Source organism: Neorhizobium sp. PAMB6716, assembly GCF_058242805.1.
Window position 1 is genome coordinate 3748587 of the sequence record NZ_CM177835.1, and the last position, 20462, is coordinate 3769048.

Sequence of the window (20462 nt, forward strand, 5' to 3'; positions counted from 1 at the left end):
CCTTTGTGCAATCGAAGGGCAATGGTGCTCCTGCATCAGTTCCTGTCAGCTGCATGAGCAATTGCGCATCAAGGTAGCGGCCATGCATTAAAAATGCGTCAAATCTAATAGTTGGATGAATAAAGATGCAAATGTTTGCATCGCCTTGCGGTGGGGCTGCAGACATGAAGCAGACGGAAGATTTTGGGGAAACTGCTGTTGCCAATATCGAGAGCGGATCTTGAGGCCGTGTTCGGTCTTGACGTCAATGCGGCAGACTGTCTTGACCTGCGCTGCGCTTCTTCAATATTCCCGTTCGTAGAAAATGCCCGCCGAACCGCCCTCGCTGCCAGCGGAACCCTTGAGCTTCACACCCCGCCCCACATCGAGATTGATAGAAGCCTTGGCGCCGCCGCTGCTACCGCCCTGCTCCAGCTGGAAATAGGTGCGGTTGTTGAGATAACGGCCGACGGATACGCTTGTCTGGCCGCTTTCATCCGTGTTGATGTCGATATCGTCGACGCCAAGCCCGCTGCGCAACGTCTGCAGCAGCGAGTTCGAACCGCCGCCGGCAAGCTGCGTCACCGCGTCCGCCAACTGCGCGATCTGCAGGGCAGACAGGCGTGACATCGACTGGCCAAAAATCAGCCGCGCCAGAACCTCGTCCTGCGGCAGCGACGGCGATGCCCCGAAGACAATATCCGGGTTGTTGGCAGGGCCTGTTACCGTGATGTTGATGGTGGTCTGATCGGATGAGGTGCTGGCAACAAGGTCGAGGATGGGCACCAGGCTGCCGCCGAAGGTGATCTTGCCGGTGGTAAAATCCAGCCGCTTGGTGAGGATGACGATGCGGCCACGCCGCATTTCAAAGCCGCCGGTCACCACAGGGTCGGCGGCCGAGCCACGAATGGTGAGCGAGCCGCCAAGTTCCGCATCGATACCACGTCCGCGCACGAAAATGTTGTTGCGGGCAGTCAGTGTCAGGTCGAGAGCAATGCCAGTGCTGGTCTGCGTGCCGCCCTTCGGCTGAAGGCTTTCCAGGAGGGCGCGCACGTCATCGGGTGCATTGCGATGCTCGACGTTAAGTTCGGCAAGCGAAGCCGGCAGACTTGCGGGGACCGTGATGTTGGCCTTCAGGAGCGTGACGTTGCCGGCAAGCTTGGGACCTTGCAACAGGGGACCGGACAGGTTGAGCGCGCCGTTGACCGTTGCCGTCACCAGGTTGCCATCGACATAGGTGGCATTGTCGAGGGCGATATCGAGGTCGGCTGCAAATCCGTCTCTCAGACCGACAGAGCCGCTGACGGTCACTGTGCCGCCTGATGACAGCGTGCCGGAAAGGCGCGAGATCGTGGCCCGGTCGCGGTTGAACTCGACGGAGCCGGCCAGGCCGTTCACGGCAAGGTTGCGCCGGACATCGATAAGCCGTGCGCCGGAGGTGGACGCCGTGCCGGTAACTGCGGGTGCCGATGCCGTTCCGCCAACGGTCACGTTGAGGTTCGCACCGCCTTCCAGCACAAAACCCTGGCCTGACAGTTGCGCGGCGAGAAGGGCAAACGGCACGTCTCCCTGCACACGTACATCGAGGGGCCTGTCTCCCGCCAGTCCGACGCTGCCGCTGCCGCGCAGGGCAAGGCCGCTGGCACCACCCAGCTGCGTCTCGAAGGCAAGGCGGTTGTTTTCATATGTGCCGTTTGCGGCAATGCGGAAAGGCGGCACGCCGGCGCTCGTTGTCTGGGCAAGTGATGCATCGGCCCAGGCAAGATCAAAGCGCGCGCCATTGGCGCTGCCACCGGGCAGGGCGGAAACCTTGCCCGAGATCGTGCCGGTGGCGCCAAGCCCGGGAACGAAGGCATTGGCAAGGCTTGCCGGAACCGATGTGAGGTTTGCATTGAGATTGAGGATCGGTCCCGCTTCGCCGCCGAGCACGACAGCACCATCAGCCGAAATCGAAAGGCCACCAGGACCCGTCAACCGTGTTTCGCCAAGGGTCAGGCGTCCGCCGTCAAAACTGCCGGCAGCCTTCAGGGTCAGGTTCGAAATGCCGGCATCGCCCTGGCGGCGGATCACGCCGTCGGCCCATTGCAGATCGTACTTTACCGCGGGGGCCGAAACGGTGCCGCCGATGGCAGCCGTGCCGGACAATGTGCCGCCGGCATCGATGTCAGGTACGAAGCCGCTGATCAGGCTGGCCGGCAGTGATGCAACGGTTGCCGAGAGATCGAGCGGCTTGTCTCCCGCGAGCCCGACCGTGCCCTTGGCGGAGGCGGAAAGTCCCGATGGACCGGAAAGCCCTGCCTCATCCAGTGTCAGCGTGTTGTTGGCAAATGTACCGCGCGCGTCGACCTGAAGTCCGGCAAGGGCGGCGCTGCGGGTCTGGCGCGTCTGCGCATCCTGCCATTTCAGATCAAACTGCGTGGCGGGCGCCTCCGGCGAGCCGGTGGACGAAACGGTTCCAGAGATGATGCCGCCTGCATCGAGATCCGGCATGAAGGCATTGGCAAGATTGGCGGGAAGGGCGCGGATATCGGCATTGAGATCGAGCGCCGGCGCCTGCGGCCCGGTCAGGATCACCCGGCCGGATGCGGTGAGCGACAGGCCGGAGGGATCGCTCAGTTGGGTCTGTTCCAGCGTCAGAACGCCGTTCTCGAACCGGCCGAGCGCGCGAAGATCAAGTGCCTTCACGCCAGCCGCACGGCTCTCGCTGGTGGCGATATCAGCCACCGTCACGTCATAGGTCGCAACCGGGGCCGAAAACGTGCCGCTTGCCGAAAACGTGCCACTGGCGCTGCCGCTTGCGGCAAGGCCCGGGCGCGCAAGGTTTGCAAGTGCGGCCGGCAGGGCAGAAAATTGCGCCGAAAGCGCTATGGCGCCTTCGCCGGCAAGTCCGACGGTGCCGTTCGCATGGGCGCTCAGGCCGTTGTCGCCGGTCAGACGCGCATCGGCAAGGGTGACCACCTGATCGGCAAAACGGCCACGAGCGGTGACATTGAGCGGTCCGACATTGGCGGCGCGGGTGGCTTCGGCAGATGCGGAGGCAAGCTGAAGGTCGAAATCGGCTTGCGGCGCGGCAAGTGTGCCGGCGGCCGTCACGGTGCCGGACAATGCGCCTTGCGCCTTCAGATCCGGACGCACTGCATTGATCAGCCCCGCCGGCACCGCGGCAAGCGTGGAGCGCAGCGTGATCGGTCGCTCGCCGTCAAGGCCGAGCGTGCCGCTTGCGTTGACGGAAAGCCCCTGCGTGCCGGAAATGGTGAGTTTGCCAATGCTGAGGACGCGGTTCTCGAAGCGTCCGTTCAACCGACCGATGAGGTCACCAAGGCCGGCACTGCGGGTTTCGGCGGTCGAGGCGCCTGTGAGCAAGAGATTGAACTCAGCCACCGGTTCGCTGACCGTGCCGGTCACCCGGCCGCTGCCCTTCACCGTGCCCCTGGTGGCCAGTTGCGGGCGAAAACTGTTGGCCAGTTCTGCCGGCAGCGACGCGATATCGGCCTGCAGGACGATACGGCGCGGTTCGCTGATCGCAATCGTTCCGCTGGCGGAGACATCAAGCCCGTCCTGACCCTCGATACCCGCCCGCTCGATCGTCACGGTGCCGTTTTCGAAGCGCCCGCGCGCCGAGAGCGAAAGCGGCTGGATGCTGCGCGTGCGGGTCTCGGCAAGTTCGGCATCCTCCCAGTTCAAGCTGTAGCGAACAACGGGTGCAGCCGAAGTGCCGCTGATGGTTGCTGCCCCCCCGATGTGGCCCGACGCGCCGAGATTGGCAGCAAAGCCGTTGGCAAGCTGCGCCGGAACGTCGCTCGCCCTGATCGCAATGTTCAACTGCTGTCCGGCGCTTCCGTCGACCAGGACAGTCCCGTCGCCGGCTGCAAGGTTCAGGCCACCGATCTCGGCGCGTCCGGAAGCAAACCGGATCGTGTTGGGTTCCCGCAGATGAAGATCGATCCCGGCCAGATTTGCGGAAAAGCGGTCGATGGCAATGCGCATGGCATTGTCGTTGCTGCGGTCCACGTGTCCGGCAAGGGAGAGCGGGGCTCCGCCATAACGGGCAGCAAGATCGATGCCGGTGTTGGAGCCTGCCTGGGCAAGTGTGAGGGTCACATCATCAGCCATCTGCGTGCCGAGCGAAACGCGCGAGGCGCGAAGGGTGCCATTTGCAGCAAGCGCCTTCAGGTCGCTGCTGGTCACCGAGATCGCAGGATTTGCCAGTGTCACGCCCTGCGTGGCGATGGACTGCCCGGATGCGTTCAGCGTGGCCGCTGCCACGCCGTTCGAACTGGAGAGGTCGAGCGTGCCGGTAAGGTCGCCGCTTGCCTGTTGTCCGGCAAACGTGGTCAACAACCCGATATCCGGCAGCGCAAAGTCCAGCCTGCCCGACGGCAGGTAGTCGGGCGAAAGTGCAAGGGAGCCGCTCACCCGGTTGGCCCCGGCTTCCAGCAACATGCCGGGAAGCGAAACCACGCCATCCTTCTGGTGGACCTGCGTTTTCAGGTTGACCGGCTTTCCGTCCACCCGGCCGCCTGCCTGCAGGGTTCCGTTCGGCTCGTCTCCGGTGACTGTGCCATCAAACGACAGGATGATGCCCTCGAACAGATGGCCGCTGAACCGCGCTTCGGCCGCATTGATGGCGGCTTTGGCGCCCAGCGCCTCCAGCGGTCCAGACAGCTTGACGTCATAACCGGCCGCACCCTTGGCATCGGGACGCAACTTGGCAAGATCCGGCACGCGTCCGGCCAGATGGGCGTCCAGCTTGCCGTCCTGCAGCAGCACATTGCCGTGGCCTTCCAGAACGCTGGATTTGACGACCAGGTTTTCGAGGCTCATGCGCCCGCCGATCACGCCATCGATATAACCCTCGAAGCCGATCATGCCGTCGAGATACTGTTCCGCCACCTCCGGCAGGCCGTTCGGGTTGAGCGACATGCGCAGATTTCCGGTGACGGACTGCTGCGACAGATTATAGGCGCCGCTGATCGTGCCGGAAATATTGGCACTTTCGAAGGTCGAGGCATCAAGCCCGATGGCCGGCAGGGCAAGCCTTATGGGGGCATCGAGCCGAATGGGTCCGTCGATCAAGCGGTCGAGATCGGGATTGGCGAAATTGGCCTCTGCTGCCGAAATGCGGGTGCGCACGCTGCCGGCCCATTGCCGCAGGTTGAGGTCTTCGCTTTCGGCCTGCAGGCGAACCTGGGTAAAGCGCGCGTCCGCGGTGGACAAGGATTTCAGAGCCGCCGTGGCATTAAAACGGGAGGATTCGGCAGGCCCCGTCAGGGTGAAATTCAGGTTGTCGAGGGCAAACCGCAACGGTTCGTCGTCCAGCGGCCATTCCATGGCCACGGCGCCGTTGGTGGCGGTTGCGCTGCCGGTCAGGCTGTTGTCGCCGGAGGGATCGAGTGCGCCGGAGGCGGCAACCCGCATCGCGCCCGTCGTCAACTCGCTCTTGCTGATCTCGATGCGGCCATTCGGGCTGATAACGGCACCGACATTGATGTCGGTGCGCCCGGCAAACAGGGGACGCAGCGTGGGTGGCAGCAGTTCGGCCAGTTGCCCGCCGCCAGACATCTGCAGCTGGTGGCGGCCTTGCGCCGTCAGCGTGTGCTGGCCGTCCATGCTGATGACCGGCTCGCCGTTGACCGTGCCGCGCAGCTGCCCGGTCCAGTTCGACAGCGGTCCCTGGCCATCCAGCGCCAGCGCCAGCGCGGGTGCGCCGGGCAGATGCAGCAGGCGCGCCAGAAGCCCACCTTGCGGTTCTGCCACCAGCGCCTGCAGCTTCAGCTCGTTCTGGCCCGGTGCGAAGACGAGATCTGCCTTGGCAATGGCGTTCGGCGCATCCTTGCGGTTGGCCGACAGTTTCAGTGCCACGCGCTCGCCCGTCGCATTGGCTGAGCCTTCGGCGGCAATCTGGAAGCTGCGCCCGGTGACTTCAGGAGCAAGGGTGATGTCGGGCAGGCTGATCCGGTCGATATCGATGGAGACGGGCAAGGAGAAGCCGCCGCCGGTGTTTTGCGTCGTCTGCTGGCGTACCGGCTTGACCGGCACCGGAGGACGGGAAACCTCAACGCCGCCGATGGCGATGCTCTGGGCGTGGAATGTGCGTTTCAGAAGCGACAGCGGCGACCAGTCGACATTGATGTCACGCGCCTGCGCATAAACGCCCTTTGCGTCCGATACCGTCAGCCGGTCGATTTCAAGATGTCCGGTAAGCAGGCCACGGGGCGGGGAAATGGTGATTTTCTGGCCCGGCGACGACAGGAGTGAGGAGGCAAACTGCCCCGTCAGGCGATGGCCGGCGGGCACGAAGCCAAGGAACGCCACGAAGCCCAGCGCAAGCACGAGCAGAAGCGCCGCAGCAATCAGCACTGCGCGCAGTATTCCGGCCGTCTTGCGGGACGATGATCTCATCGACGCGGGTTCATCCTTGGCTTCCTTCGGGACGTGCTTATCCTGAACTTCCTGTTTGCGCGACATCAGAATGACTGCCCGATGCCCGCATAGATACCGTATTGACTGCCGCCGTCATAGCGGTTCAGCGGCAGCGCCACATCCAGTCGCAACGGGCCGAACGGCGTTGCATAACGCAAGCCGATACCGGCGCCCATGCGGATATCGGAGAAATCGGGCACGATTTCGGTCGCGACGCTGCCGACGTCAAAAAACGGAACTATTCCAACCTTTTCGTTCACCTTCACTCGAGCCTCGAACGATGCGAGCGCATAGGAACGTCCGCCCAGTGCCTCGTTGTCGCTGTTATAGGGAGAGATTTCACGAAACGCGTAGCCACGTACGGAACCGCCACCGCCGGCAAAAAAGCGGCGCGTCGTTGGAATGTCGACGAGACTGTCTGCGCCGATCACCGAGCCGCCGGCCACGCGTGCGGCCAGCACCAGTCGGTCGCTGTCGCCAAGGCCGAGATAACCCGAGAGCGAGCCCTCGAAAGACGAAAAGATCGTTCCGCCATAGGCCTCGTAGCTCGGCGTCGCACTGGCAGTCAGCCGGTAGCCTTCCGTGGGTTCCAGCTTGTTGTTGCGACCATCGCGCTCGAAGGTGAAAGGAGCCGAAAACGTCAGGTAGGTGTTGCGGCCAAAGGCGTCCTCAGCCTCGGTCCACGCCACTTCCCCGCCGCCGCTCACCGTGTCGCGGTCGTTCAGCTCGTAGGATAATTTGGCAAGGGCTGTCACCGAATTGGCAGTATAGGCGTCGGGCGTCTCGCGTTTGGCAACAAGGCTCGTGTCAAACGTGATGCGCGGCAGGTAGGCGCCCGGTTTGGTGAAATAGATGCCGGCCGTGTAGTCGAAGGTCGTGTAATCGGTGGTGGCGCCGATGCCCGAAACATTGGCTTCGATACGTAGCTGCTCGGCCTCGCCAAACAGGTTGCGGTGCCCCCAGTAGCCGGACAATCCGGCGCCATCGATGGAAGAATATTCGGCGCCCGCGCCAAAATATCGGAATTTGCCCTCGGAGACCTCGATGGTGAGGGGAAGCGAGCCATCCGGCGCAAGCGTATCGGATTCGCGAACCGTGACGCTTGCCAGCGCGCTCAACGTGCGCAGACGCTCTGCGGCCTTGCGCAGTTGGTCCGGCGAATAATCCTGACGTTCATCGAGACGCGAATAACGGCGAATGAAATCGGAGGAAACGGCGCGTGCGCCCTTGACGGTGACGGTGCCGAGCGGGGCGACGGGGCCGCTGCTGGCGCTCATGGTGACGGCAACGGTATTGGTGGCATGGTCGGCAATCACTTCACGCGCGGTCAGCTTTGCCAGGGGCCGCCCTTGCGCCTTCAGGTCTCGCACGATGCGCTCGCTGGCCTTGATGAGGTGCAGCGAACCGGCAGGTCCACCGGGCGTCAGGTCATAGGTTTCCGGATCAAGGCCTGCCGCATCGTCTGTCAGCGAAACGCTGCCAAGGGTAAACACGGGGCCGGGCTCCACGGTCACGGTCACCGGAACCGGCTGGCTGTGGTCGAAGGTCGGCGTGGGCGGCAGCTTGTCCAGATCGGTGCCGGCGATGGAAATGCGCACCACGCCGCCGTAACGGGCTTCTTCGTAAAGCACGGCCACCAGGCGTTCGCGGTCTTCGCGCGCCTTGATGACGAGGCCGAGGTCACCGGAGACGGGCTGCTTTTCATCATTGACCAGCGCCGTTGCCGTTTCCAGCCGGTCCTTCAGGTCGCCTTCTGCCGTGGTGGTGTTGATGGTTGCAGCATACGTGACGGGGTCGATGACATCAGTCCTGTCATCGTCACTTTCGAACAGGGTCAGCCCGAAAATCTTGAATGCTAAGGCATCCGGCGCGAATCCCGGCCATGCCACAATCATCGCTGCCAGGAAAGCTGCGACGCCGGCCTTTCGAGACGCAGTGGTGCTGCGTGGCCTCGGCATGTCGTTACACGTACTCAGTTTGGCGTTCCCACCCTGCAGGCGTCATCGCCCGTTCAACATTCTGCTAATTTAACCGCAAATTCAATCAGTGGGTACTGATTTTATGTCACATCCTCTACGACAAAGCCCCGGGCATGGACCCGGGGCCTGAATTTTCGCCGTGTTCCGGCGCTTAAGCGATCAGCGCGGGCAACGGTCCACATAACGGTTGCCGTAGCGGTCACGATAGTAGCACTGACCCGGCTGTTCGGAAACCGAACCGATCACCGCGCCCGAAACACCGCCGATGGCAGCACCGACGGCTGCACCGCGAACATTGCCGGTTGCCAGGCCGCCGATGATGGCCCCCGTGCCAGCACCGATGCCGGCACCCTTTTCCGTCTGCGTGCAGCCAGCCACCGACAGGCCGACCAAAAGAAGCACAAAAGCCTTTTTCATTACTCTCTCCACGTTGTCACAAGCGCTGATCGTTCCGAAGCTCGTCGTCGTCCTCCCGGCCAGCTGCGTCAAACCGCTGCACGGGAGAATAAGATTCAAAATCTGGAAGTCCAGACGCACATTTCAGCTTTCTTTTAACAAAGTGGCAATCTCATGCTCCCCGAAAGGGATGCCCCCGAAAAGTATCGGTTGATCGCCCGTCGAAAAAGGCAAATGATGCATCAACGTGTTTGAGGAGACACGTCAGTGCTTGAGGAGGCGCGGGAGGAATCATGACGAAAGTGACGTTGACGGTAAACGGCCGGACGATGTCGGGCGAGTGCGACGATCGCACGCTGCTCGTGCATTTCATCCGCGAGAAACTGGGGCTGACGGGCACGCATGTCGGCTGTGATACGACACAGTGCGGCGCCTGCGTGGTGCATCTGGATGGCCGCTCGGTCAAGAGCTGTTCCATCCTTGCGGTCCAGGCCGCCGGCTCCACCGTCACCACCATCGAAGGCATTGCCGGCCAGGGCGAACTGCACCCGGTGCAGGCGGCTTTCAACACCCATCACGGCCTGCAATGCGGCTTCTGCACGCCCGGCATGGTGATGACCGCCGTCGACATGATCGCCCGCCATGGCGGTGATCTTGACGAACACACGGTTCGCCATGAGCTGGACGGCAATATCTGTCGGTGCACCGGCTATCACAACATCGTCAAGGCGGTGCTGGCAGCCAATGAAGAGATGCAGGGCGCCGCGCGCCAGGCAGCAGAATAATCCGGAGCGGATAGCAGGGAGCCCATGGTTCGGCCGCACAGCGGTCCGTTCGTGTCGTTCTGCTCCACTGACTATTCGCCACTCGCTATTCGCTCGTTTCGGGAGGAGACGATAATGGGAATGGAAGGCATTGGTGCGCGCGTCGCCCGCAAGGAAGACAAGCGGTTTTTGACCGGCAAGGGTCGTTACACCGACGACATGGTTGTGCCCGGCATGAAGTTCGCAGCCTTTGTGCGCAGCCCGCACGCGCATGCGAAAATCAGCGGCATCGACATCGAGGGTGCGAGGGCCATGCCCGGCGTCATCGATGTGCTGGAAGGCCGGCAATTGCAGGCGGATGGTATCGGTAATCTCATCTGCGGCTGGATGATCCATTCCAAGGATGGCACGCCGATGAAGATGGGCGCCTGGCGTCCGCTCGCGATCGATACCGTGCGTTATGTCGGTGATGCGGTCGCCATCGTTGTGGCCGATAGTGCCGCCGAAGCCCGCGATGCGGCAGAAGCCGTCATCGTTGATTACGAGGAGCTTCCGGCCGTCACCAGCGCGGTGGCCGCCCTTGAGGCCGGCGCTCCGCAGATCCATCCGGAAGCGCCCGGCAATCTGATCTTCGACTGGCAGATTGGTGATGGCGCGGCAACGGATGCGGCGATTGCTGCTGCCGCCCATGTCACCGAAATCGAGATCCTCAACAATCGCCTGTCACCGAACCCGATGGAGCCACGGGCTACGCTTGGCATCTATGACGCGGCGGAAGACCATTTCACCTGCTACACGACCAGCCAGAACCCGCATGTGGCGCGCCTCGTGATGAGCGCCTTTTATAATGTCGCGCCGGAAAACAAGCTGAGGGTGATCGCACCCGATGTCGGCGGCGGTTTCGGTTCGAAGATCTATATCTACCCGGAAGAGATCGTCTGTCTCTGGGCGTCCAAGAAAACCGGCGTGCCGGTCAAATGGACGTCGGATCGCACGGAAGCCTTCCTCACCGACGCCCATGGCCGCGACCACGTGTCGAAGGTCAAGATGGCGTTCGATGCCGATCACCGCATCATCGGCCTGAAGGTGGATACGATCGCCAATCTCGGCGCCTATATGTCGCTCTTCTCGTCAGCCGTGCCGACTTACCTCTATGCGACGCTTCTATCGGGCCAATATGCCATTCCGGCGATCCATGCGAATGTGCGCACGGTCTATACGACCACCGTTCCCGTCGATGCCTATCGCGGGGCAGGGCGGCCGGAAGCGACCTATCTTCTGGAGCGCACCATGGAAGTGGCGGCGCGTGAACTGGGTCTTTCGCCGGCCGAACTTCGGCGGAAAAACTTCATCCGCAGCTTCCCCTACCAGACGCCTGTCATCATGAATTATGACGCGGGCGATTATGATGCTTCGCTCGATGCGGCCATGCAGGCGGCCGATTGGGATGGTTTCCCTGCCCGGCGTGCTGAGGCGGCAGGCCGCGGCATGAAACGCGGCATCGGCATGAGCTGTTATATCGAGGCCTGTGGCATTGCGCCGTCTCAGGCTGTCGGCTCCCTCGGCGCCGGTGTCGGCCTCTGGGAATCAGCGGAGGTGCGGGTCAACGCCGTCGGCACGATCGAGGTGCTCACCGGCTCGCACAGCCACGGCCAGGGTCATGAAACCACCTTTGCCCAGCTGATTGCCGATCGTTTGGGCGTGCCGATTGCCAGCGTCAACATCGTCCATGGCGACACCGACAAGGTGCAGATGGGCATGGGCACCTATGGCTCGCGCTCCGGTGCCGTCGGCATGTCGGCGGTGGTGAAGGCGCTCGACAAGGTGGAGATGAAGGCAAAGAAGATCGCCGCCCACCTGATGGAGGCGGATGAAAGCGACATCGTCATTGAAAACGGCGATGTGAAGGTGGCCGGCACGGATAAGAGCCTGCCGTGGTTTCAAGTCGCGCTTGCCGCCTATACCGCCCATAACCTGCCCTCGGGCATGGAGCCGGGACTGAAGGAAACCGCCTTCTACGATCCCTCCAACTTCACCTTCCCGGCCGGCTGTTACATCGCCGAGGTCGAGATCGATCCGGAAACCGGCAAGACGGAGATCGTGCAATTCGTCGCGGCCGACGATTTCGGCAACATCATCAACCCGATGATTGTCGAGGGCCAGGTGCATGGCGGGTTGGCGCAGGGAATCGGTCAGGCGCTTCTGGAAGAGGTGCGGTACGATGAACAGAACGGCCAGCTTCTGACGGCAAGCTACATGGATTACGCCATGCCGCGCGCCGATGATCTTCCGTCCTTCACGCTGTCGCACCAGAACACCCCGTGCCCTGGAAATCCGCTCGGCATCAAGGGTTGCGGCGAAGCGGGTGCCATCGGTTCGCCGCCGGCGCTCATCAATGCCATCACCGATGCCATCGGCATCAACCACCTGCACATGCCCGCCACGCCGCTCAAGGTGTGGAGCGCATTGCAGGCCGGCCACTGAGATAAGGGGAGAGCACGACCATGTATGCCACCAGCTACCACCGCGCTTCCTCTGTCGATGAAGCGGTCAACCTGCGCTCCTCGCATGACGAGGGGCGCTATATCTCCGGCGGCATGACGCTGATTGCCACGATGAAGCAGCGGCTTGCCGCCCCTTCTGACCTGATCGACCTGCGTCACATCGAGGCCCTGAAGGGCATCAGTGTCACGGGTCGCACTGTGCGCATTGGCGGCGCGACGCCACATGCGGATGTTGCCGCTTCCGCTTCTATTCGCTCCGTCTGTCCGGCCATTTGTGAACTGGCGGGCATGATTGGCGATCCGCATGTGCGCCATATGGGCACGATCGGCGGTTCGATTGCCAACAATGACCCGGCTGCCGACTATCCGGCCGCCATGCTGGCGCTCGGGGCGACAATCATCACCGACCGCCGGGAGGTTCCGGCCGAGGAGTTTTTCACCGGCCTGTTTGAGACGGCGCTTGAAGAGGGGGAGATGGTGACCGCCGTTTCCTTTGAGGCACCGGAAAAAGCAGGCTACGCCAAATTTCGCAACCCGGCCTCGCGTTATGCCATTGCCGGCGTCTTCGTGGCGAAATCGGCCGGTGGTGTGCGCGTCGGTGTGACGGGGGCGGGATCGAGCGGCGTGTTTCGCGCCGGCGCGATCGAAGCGGCGCTGGAGGCCAATTGGTCGCCCGAATCACCCAAGGCGGTGTCTGTCGACCCGGCTGATCTGATGTCGGACATGCATGCGAGCGCCGAATACCGCGCCAATCTGGTGCGGGTCATGGCGAAACGAGCGGTCATCGCGGCCGGTTGAGTTCCAAGGCGAGCAACTCGGGCGGCTTCGGCCGCCCATTTTTTTCAGCACCCTTGATGCAAATCAACTTTCTCTTATGGGTCCTATCGTAAATTCAAATTGGAATAATTCAAAAAACTGGTCCAATTGCCGCAGGTGGGGCGGAATCGCACCCGTTGGGGTTGACGCAAAAGCGCCAAGGACCGAAAAACGATGCCAGATTCTGGAGTGTGAGAATGGATTTCGAGGCATTTTTCAAGGGCGAGCTGGACAGCCTTCATCAGGAAGGCCGCTATCGCGTGTTCGCAGACCTCGAAAGACATCGTGGAGAATTTCCGCGTGCCACCCGGCATACGCCGGAAGGAAAGCGGGAAGTCACCGTCTGGTGTTCGAATGACTATCTCGGCATGGGCCAGCATCCGGCCGTGATCGATGCCATGAAAGAGGCCATCGATCACTGTGGCGCGGGTGCGGGAGGCACCCGGAATATTTCTGGCACGACGCATTACCATGTTCTTCTCGAGCAGGAACTTGCCGATCTCCATGGCAAGGAAGCCGGCCTGATCTTCAATTCCGGCTACATGTCCAACTGGGCAACGCTTGGTACGCTCGGCCAGAAGATCCCGGGCCTCATCATCTTTTCCGATGCGCTGAACCATGCCTCAATGATCGAAGGCATTCGCCACGGCAAGTGCGAACGCGTTATCTGGAAGCACAATGATCTGAACGATCTCGAAGCGAAGCTGAAGGCTGCCGATCCGAAGGCGCCGAAGATGATCGCGTTCGAGAGCGTCTATTCCATGGATGGCGATATCGCGCCGATCCGCGAGATTTGCGATCTGGCCGACCAGTACGGCGCCATGACCTATCTCGATGAAGTGCATGCGGTTGGCATGTATGGCCCGCGCGGTGGCGGCATTGCCGAACGCGAAGGCCTGATGGATCGCATCACCATCATCGAAGGCACGCTCGGCAAGGCTTTTGGCGTGATGGGCGGTTATATCGCCGCGTCCCATGCGGTGTGCGATTTCGTCCGTTCCTTTGCCTCGGGCTTCATCTTCACAACGGCTCTGCCGCCGGCGCTGGCCGCCGGTGCTGTTGCCTCCATCCGCCACCTGAAGGCAAGCCCGTTTGAACGCGCCCGCCATCAGGACCGCGTGCGCAAGCTGCGCGCGTCGCTCGATGCCCGCGGCATTCCGCACATGCCCAACCCGAGCCATATCGTGCCCGTGATGGTCGGCGATGCCGCCAAGTGCAAGTGGATCTCGGATCTGCTGCTCGATCACTCCGATGTCTACGTGCAGCCGATCAACTACCCGACGGTACCGCGCAAGACGGAACGCCTGCGCATCACCCCGACGCCTTTGCACTCGGATGCGGATATCGAACATCTGGTCGGTGCCCTGCACCAGCTCTGGTCGCGTTGCGCGCTGGCACGCGCGGTCGCCTGATACCGGCATTCTCTGCTTGAACTCGAGGGACGGATCATGGAGACATGATCCGTCCTTTGTTTTTGTTCGGGAGTGTCGGCCGTGTCCATGGATCGTGTGAATGTTCTTCTCGACCAGGCAACGGCCAGCGGCCGCATCACCGGTGCCGTGGTTCTGATCTTTCGCGACGGCATGCCTGTTCTGGAGCGCGCGGTTGGTTATCGGGATCGCGAGGCCGGCGTGCCGGTGAGCCTCGATACCATCTTCCGTTATGCCTCGGTCACCAAGCCCATTGTTGCGGCCACCGCCCTTGCCATGGTCGAGCGTGGCCTGCTGACGCTGGATGATGCGGTGGCAGATCATTTGCCCTGGTTTTTGCCGCTTAATCCGGATGGTACGCCGGCCGATCTTCGTGTTCGCCACCTCATTACCCACACATCGGGCCTTACCTATGATGCGAGCCTGGAACGGCTTGTCGCTGATCGCGCCGTCAATCAGGGCCTCAGCGATACCAGCCTGACGCTGGAGCAGAATTTTTCAAGGCTGAGTGGCGAAAGGCTCGCTTTCCGCCCCGGCGAACAATGGGCCTATTCCACCAGCATTGATGTCTTGGGCGCCGTGCTGGAGCGGGTGCATGGCGCAACACTCGAAGATGCTGTCGTTCAGCATGTGGCAGAGCCCCTGCAGATGCGGGGCGCCCGCTTTCGTGTCACCGATCTTTCACGACTGGCGGTCGCTTATGCCGATGCTCCCGACGGCCCGGTGCGCATGCCGGATCCCTGGCATGCGCAAAACGATACCGGCTTTGAAGCCTATTTCTCGCCCTCCCGCATCTTCAACGACCGGGCTTTCCAGTCTGGCGGTGCGGGCATGGCCGGCACGGCGCGGGATGTGATGCGGCTTCTGGAGGCGATCCGCACCGGTGGCGATCCGCTGTTTTCGAAAGAACTGGCCGAGGCGGGCCTTTCCAACCGTATCGGCGACGTGCCCGGCAATCCGGGCCAGCGCTTCGGTTATTTCGGCGCCATCATCACCGATTCCGTTGCAGCCGGTACGGCCTTGCCAGCTGGCGCCATCCAGTGGGGCGGCGTCTACGGCAATACCTGGTTCATCCTTCCGGATCAGGGAGTGACGGTGGTCAGCCTCTCCAACAATGCCATGGAAGGCTGTAACGGCGCCTATGTGGAACAGTTGCGCGCCGCCGTCTGCGCGGATCTGGCAGCGGGATCGGTCAGGTAACGGTGGGCTCAACATCTCTCGCGTCGCCAAGGGTTTTATGCCGGAAGCCCTTTGGATTTGACCAACGTCAAACCCGTCGGGAAACGCCGCGCAAAGCGTGTTGCCCGTCGCTAGCCTATTGACCTACAACTATTTTCCAGCTTCCTTGACCGCGCGGCAAGCGGTAGCGATAAGAGGCTGAAGCCGGGAGGAACCATGCGTGCAGTTTTGAATGAGGTCGAGATGCGTCGCGCGGAAGCGCGGCTTGGCGGCGGACAAAAACGCATCGATGCCCAGCACGCCAAGGGCAAGCTGACGGCGCGCGAGCGCATCGACGTGCTGCTCGATGAGGGCTCGTTCGAAGAATACGACATGTATGTCACCCACCGCGCCGTGGATTTCGGCATGGCCGAACAGAAGGTCGCCGGCGATGGCGTCGTCACCGGCTGGGGCACGATCAACGGCCGCCAGGTCTATGTGTTTTCGCAGGATTTCACCGTGCTCGGCGGCTCGCTGTCGGAAACCCATGCACAAAAGATCTGCAAGATCATGGATATGGCCGTGCGCGTCGGGGCGCCGGTGATTGGGCTGAATGATTCCGGCGGCGCGCGTATCCAGGAAGGCGTTGCCTCGCTTGCCGGTTATGCGGAAGTGTTTCGCCGCAATGCAGAAGCGTCCGGCGTCATCCCGCAGATTTCCGTCATCATGGGCCCCTGCGCCGGCGGCGCCGTCTATTCGCCGGCCATGACCGATTTCATCTTCATGGTGCGCGACAGTTCCTACATGTTCGTGACGGGTCCGGATGTGGTGAAAACCGTCACGAACGAGATCGTGACGGCGGAAGAATTGGGCGGTGCGTCGACCCACACGAAAAAGTCTTCCGTTGCCGATGCGGCCTATGAGAACGATGTGGAAACGCTGGAGGCGGTGCGCCAGCTGTTTGATTTCCTGCCGCTCAACAACCGCGAAAAGTCGCCCGTGCGCCCCTTTCACGACGATCCTGCACGCCTCGAAAAGCGGCTGGATACGCTTATCCCCGATAGCGCCGCAAAGCCGTATGACATGACGGAACTGATCCGGGCTGTGGCCGACGAGGGCGATTTCTTCGAGATCCAGCAGGCGTTTGCGAAAAACATCATCACCGGATTTATTCGGTTGGAAGGCCAGACGATTGGCGTCGTTGCCAACCAGCCGATGGTGCTGGCGGGGTGCCTGGATATCGATGCCTCGCGCAAGGCGGCGCGCTTCGTGCGCTTCTGCGATGCCTTTTCCATCCCGCTTTTGACGCTTGTCGATGTGCCGGGTTTTCTGCCAGGGGTCGCCCAAGAGTATGGCGGTGTCATCAAGCACGGCGCAAAGCTGCTGTTTGCCTATTCCGAGGCGACGGTGCCCATGGTGACGCTGATCACGCGCAAAGCCTATGGCGGCGCTTATGACGTGATGGCGTCCAAACATATCGGCGCCGACGTCAATTATGCCTGGCCAACGGCCGAGATCGCCGTGATGGGCGCCAAGGGCGCGACCGAAATCCTCTATCGTTCAGAGCTTGGCGATCCGGACAAGATCGCCGCGCGCACGAAAGAATACGAGGAGCGGTTTGCCAATCCCTTCGTCGCGGCCGAACGCGGTTTCATCGATGAAGTGATCATGCCGCACTCCTCGCGCCGACGCATCGCACGCGCCTTCGCGAGCCTTCGAAACAAGCAGGTGACGACGCACTGGAAAAAACACGATACCATTCCGCTGTGAGGGCAGGGCGATGCCGAAGGTCTTCGAATGGAAGGGCTGGCGGTTCGAGTTCTACAGTCTTGACCGGGATGAGCCGCCTCACATCCATATCCGCAAGGACCGGAAGGAAACTAAGGTCTGGCTGGAGCGTCTGGCCATCGCACGCAACCAGCGTTGCACGGATCAGGAACTCAACGCCTTGCTGAATGTGGTAGAAGACCATCGGGATGAATTTCTGGAGAAGTGGCATGAACACTTTGGAAATTGAACATGATCTGCTCGAGCCCATCCGTGCCTACTGCACGGAGGTTTCGCTCGTGGTTGAACTTGCCGACGGTGCGATGCTGGTGACCCCGTTGTGGTGGTATCCGCCTCTTCTGGCGGCGGGACCGGAGGCGCGCAACAAGATCGAGCTGTCGCCCTATGGCGTTCACTGGCCAGATCTCGATGAGGACCTGAGCGTGGAGGGAATGTTGAAGGGAAAAAGATATCCCGGCGCAAAACCTCCGGCGGAGGCGGCTGAATGAGTTTGAGCCGCGCATAAAAAATGACGCCCGGCCTGCGGCGGCGGCAATCTGGTTCCTATATCCGGATTGGCCCGCCTCTGCGCCGGGTTCTAGAACAAGGACAGAATTTTATGACCGACACCAAATTTCCGCCCGAAAACAATTTGCCTGCCGGCTACCAGCCGCCAAAAGTATGGACCTGGGAGCCCGGTAATGGCGGCGCATTCGCCAGCATCAACCGGCCGATCGCCGGGCCGACGCAGGACAAGGAACTGCCGATCGGCAAACATCCGCTGCAGCTTTATTCGCTTGGAACGCCGAACGGCGTGAAGGTGACAATCCTGCTGGAAGAACTTCTGGCGGCCGGTCATTCCGGCGCCGAATACGATGCCTGGCTGATCAATATCGGCAAGGGAGACCAGTTCGGTTCGGGCTTCGTCGAGGTAAACCCCAATTCCAAGATTCCGGCCTTGCTGGACCATCAGCCGAAGGATGGCGGCAAGCCGCTGAGAGTGTTCGAATCCGCTTCGATCCTCACCTATCTCGCTGAAAAGTTCGGCGCCTTCTTGCCAGCGGAGCTTCGTGCCCGCACGGAAGCGATGAACTGGCTGTTTTGGCAGATGGGGTCTGCACCCTTCCTCGGCGGCGGTTTTGGTCATTTTTACGCCTATGCGCCGATCAAGATCCAATATGCGATCGATCGTTACGCCATGGAAGTGAAGCGCCAGATGGACGTGCTGAACCGCCATCTGGCCGACAACGAATTTATGGCAGGCGGCGAGTATACGATTGCCGACATGGCGATCTGGCCCTGGTACGGCCGTTTGGCCCTGAAGGATGCCTATAACGACGCGGGCGACTTCCTGTCGGTCGATGAATACGAGCATGTGCAGCGCTGGACAAAGCAGGTTGGCGAACGCCCAGGCGTGAAGCGCGGCGCCATGGTTAACCGCACTTCAGGTGATCCGTCGACGCAGTTGCGCGAGCGTCACGACGCCTCGGACTTCGAGACGAAGACCGAAGACAAGATCGCAAAGGCATAAAGGACACCGTGATGGCAAACCTGCCCGACATGACCAAACATCGCGGTTTTCCTTCCGGCATGCCCGGCACCGGTGTCCAGTTCACCATCCGCCGCGGCAATGCCAAGGGGGCGACGCCGGTCAAGGCCATGCCGCGCAGGGCGCGGCCGGGCAGCAAGGAGCATCGCATCGATGCGGCCTTCCTGCACGCGCTGTGGCACCATTTCGGTGCCGAGCCGTTTGAGCGCGGCAACCTCGATGCCGCGCGTCTCAACCTGTTGTTCGGGCGCGAAGTGGTCTCTGTCGACCCGGAGTTCGATCCAACCTCTTACGATGCCATGCTGCGCATCGACGAGCGGGTGGCGCGCAAGAGCTTTCCGGAATCCTTCGACGACGTGTTCGAGGTCTGACGCCATGGCAAAAGAACCGCTTATGCCCAAACACCAGGGCTTTCCGCCGGGCCTGCCGGGAACGCAATGGCAATATACGCTGCGCCGGCCAAACCCCAAGGTGACGCCGCTCACCAACTGGCCGCGTCATCGCACCATGGACCAGACGGTGGCGCTGGCCGACCTCGGTTTCGTCCAGGCGCTCTGGCAGTTTTTTGGCACGGAACCCTTCGAGCGCGGCAATCTCGATGGCGAGCGGCTGTGCCGCCTGTTCGGGCGCGAAATCATCGCGGCCGAACGCGGGTTTGACCCGCAATCCTATTTCGCCCTGTTGAAGCTCAACGAACCGATGGCCCGCAAGAACTTTCCGGAAGCCTTTGGCGAGGTGAAGAACGAGCAGAGCGTGGCTAAGGGCTTGAAGAAGCAGGTGCGGGAATAGGAGCAGGCGGATCTGGAGCCGGGAGGAGGCGTGGAATGAGTGACGAGAAATCCGAAGTCAATGTTGAGATCAGTGCGACTACCGTCAATCTGGGTGCCAAGGGCTCGGGAGCGAACAGGCTAACGCATGCGGTCGCGGATGCGCTCTCTCCCTTTGCAGAAGGTCTTGGCTACATAGGTGACGTAGTTCGTTTCTATCGGCAAGACATGGCGCTGAAGAGCATCGCGCGCGCGGTAGAGCTTGCCGAAGGCTTGAAAATACCGATGAGACCAGTTGCCCCAAAATTTCTAGTCGATTGGGTGGAAAAGGCATCGCTAGAATCACCCGACGATCCGGAAATGACCAACCTGTGGGCAGGTCTGCTGGTGTCAGCCTCTCGTGCACCTTCTCCAACCCACTACGTGTTCAAGAGAATTTTGAGTGAGATGACTAGTGAACACGTCACCTTCCTGTCTGACTTTTGCGACATCGATATTCTCAAAGGAGATGCTTTTGAGCCGGCAACTGATTTCTCAAGCTGGCAAAAACTAGCTAACGACCGAGACGCATCACTGACCGTCGCAGACATAGAGAATAGCTTGTACACAACACTTACGGAGCTAGAGAACAACCGACTGAAAATTATCAATTACGAAATTGCTGAATATACAAAATTTTTGCTGGATAAAAAAGTAATCGACAATAAGTCTAAAACATCAATTACTGAATATAAGAAAAAATACATATTAAAATTCTTCGTAGAAAACGGCCTAATTGAAGAAATTTCGATATTGATAAAGATAAATTGCCCGCAATTTCACCCAAAGCAACCGAGTATATCTATAGCAGCACTCCATTTAAATGAATTTGGAGTGGCCTTCCTGCAAGCATGTCGGCCCAACAAAGAAACAGCTGAGGAGGAATAAAGA

At 61.1% G+C, this 20462-nt stretch carries 15 protein-coding genes; 12 read left to right on the plus strand and 3 right to left on the minus strand.

Annotated elements, in window-relative coordinates; genetic code table 11:
- Nucleotides 1-282: 282 nt before the first annotated feature.
- The 3 genes from AC4CWH_RS18130 to AC4CWH_RS18140 all read right to left on the minus strand — a co-directional run bounded on the left by AC4CWH_RS18130 (nt 283) and on the right by AC4CWH_RS18140 (nt 8798).
- The gene (locus tag AC4CWH_RS18130) at nt 283-6381 is read right to left on the minus strand and encodes a translocation/assembly module TamB domain-containing protein (protein WP_491319797.1); all 6099 of its coding nucleotides are present in this window, start codon (nt 6379-6381) and stop codon (nt 283-285) included.
- A gap of 65 nt (nt 6382-6446) precedes the next feature.
- Nucleotides 6447-8360, minus strand: a complete 1914-nt coding sequence (locus AC4CWH_RS18135) for an autotransporter assembly complex protein TamA (RefSeq protein ID WP_491319798.1) — start codon at nt 8358-8360, stop codon at nt 6447-6449.
- A 180-nt stretch (nt 8361-8540) separates the two neighbouring features.
- Complete coding sequence (locus AC4CWH_RS18140; protein ID WP_491283447.1) at nt 8541-8798, minus strand: YMGG-like glycine zipper-containing protein; 258 nt, start codon at nt 8796-8798, stop codon at nt 8541-8543.
- 272 nt (nt 8799-9070) lie between these two features.
- On the opposite strand from AC4CWH_RS18140, the gene AC4CWH_RS18145 reads away from it, so the two are divergent.
- The 12 genes from AC4CWH_RS18145 to AC4CWH_RS18200 all read left to right on the plus strand — a co-directional run bounded on the left by AC4CWH_RS18145 (nt 9071) and on the right by AC4CWH_RS18200 (nt 20459).
- Nucleotides 9071-9562 carry a (2Fe-2S)-binding protein gene (locus AC4CWH_RS18145; protein ID WP_491319799.1) on the plus strand — a complete coding sequence of 164 codons (492 nt, stop codon included), beginning with the start codon at nt 9071-9073 and terminating at the stop codon, nt 9560-9562.
- A gap of 114 nt (nt 9563-9676) precedes the next feature.
- A complete protein-coding gene (locus AC4CWH_RS18150) occupies nt 9677-12025 on the plus strand; it encodes a xanthine dehydrogenase family protein molybdopterin-binding subunit (RefSeq protein WP_491319800.1) in 2349 nt (782 codons plus the stop codon).
- Nucleotides 12026-12045: 20 nt separating this feature from the next.
- A complete protein-coding gene (locus tag AC4CWH_RS18155) occupies nt 12046-12843 on the plus strand; it encodes an FAD binding domain-containing protein (protein WP_491319801.1) in 798 nt (265 codons plus the stop codon).
- Nucleotides 12844-13058: 215 nt separating this feature from the next.
- Nucleotides 13059-14273, plus strand: coding sequence for a 5-aminolevulinate synthase (hemA, locus tag AC4CWH_RS18160; RefSeq protein WP_491283451.1), 1215 nt, complete (start codon nt 13059-13061; stop codon nt 14271-14273).
- A gap of 87 nt (nt 14274-14360) precedes the next feature.
- The gene (locus AC4CWH_RS18165) at nt 14361-15491 is read left to right on the plus strand and encodes a serine hydrolase domain-containing protein (protein ID WP_491321474.1); all 1131 of its coding nucleotides are present in this window, start codon (nt 14361-14363) and stop codon (nt 15489-15491) included.
- 195 nt (nt 15492-15686) lie between these two features.
- Nucleotides 15687-17219 carry an acyl-CoA carboxylase subunit beta gene (locus AC4CWH_RS18170; RefSeq protein ID WP_491319802.1) on the plus strand — a complete coding sequence of 511 codons (1533 nt, stop codon included), beginning with the start codon at nt 15687-15689 and terminating at the stop codon, nt 17217-17219.
- 10 nt (nt 17220-17229) lie between these two features.
- Entirely contained in the window at nt 17230-17466 is a 237-nt protein-coding gene (locus tag AC4CWH_RS18175; protein WP_137129444.1) for a DUF4160 domain-containing protein, read from the plus strand.
- The gene (locus AC4CWH_RS18180; protein WP_491319803.1) at nt 17447-17725 is read left to right on the plus strand and encodes a DUF2442 domain-containing protein; all 279 of its coding nucleotides are present in this window, start codon (nt 17447-17449) and stop codon (nt 17723-17725) included. The genes AC4CWH_RS18175 and AC4CWH_RS18180 overlap by 20 nt, the downstream gene beginning before the upstream one ends.
- A 110-nt stretch (nt 17726-17835) precedes the next feature.
- On the plus strand, nt 17836-18747 hold the full coding sequence (gene yghU / locus AC4CWH_RS18185; protein ID WP_491319804.1) for a glutathione-dependent disulfide-bond oxidoreductase: 912 nt from the start codon (nt 17836-17838) through the stop codon (nt 18745-18747).
- A gap of 11 nt (nt 18748-18758) precedes the next feature.
- Nucleotides 18759-19136 carry a hypothetical protein gene (locus tag AC4CWH_RS18190; protein WP_491283456.1) on the plus strand — a complete coding sequence of 126 codons (378 nt, stop codon included), beginning with the start codon at nt 18759-18761 and terminating at the stop codon, nt 19134-19136.
- A 4-nt stretch (nt 19137-19140) separates the two neighbouring features.
- Nucleotides 19141-19554, plus strand: a complete 414-nt coding sequence (locus AC4CWH_RS18195) for a hypothetical protein (protein ID WP_491319805.1) — start codon at nt 19141-19143, stop codon at nt 19552-19554.
- A gap of 35 nt (nt 19555-19589) precedes the next feature.
- Nucleotides 19590-20459, plus strand: a complete 870-nt coding sequence (locus tag AC4CWH_RS18200; RefSeq protein ID WP_491319806.1) for an Abi-alpha family protein — start codon at nt 19590-19592, stop codon at nt 20457-20459.
- Nucleotides 20460-20462 lie beyond the last annotated feature (3 nt).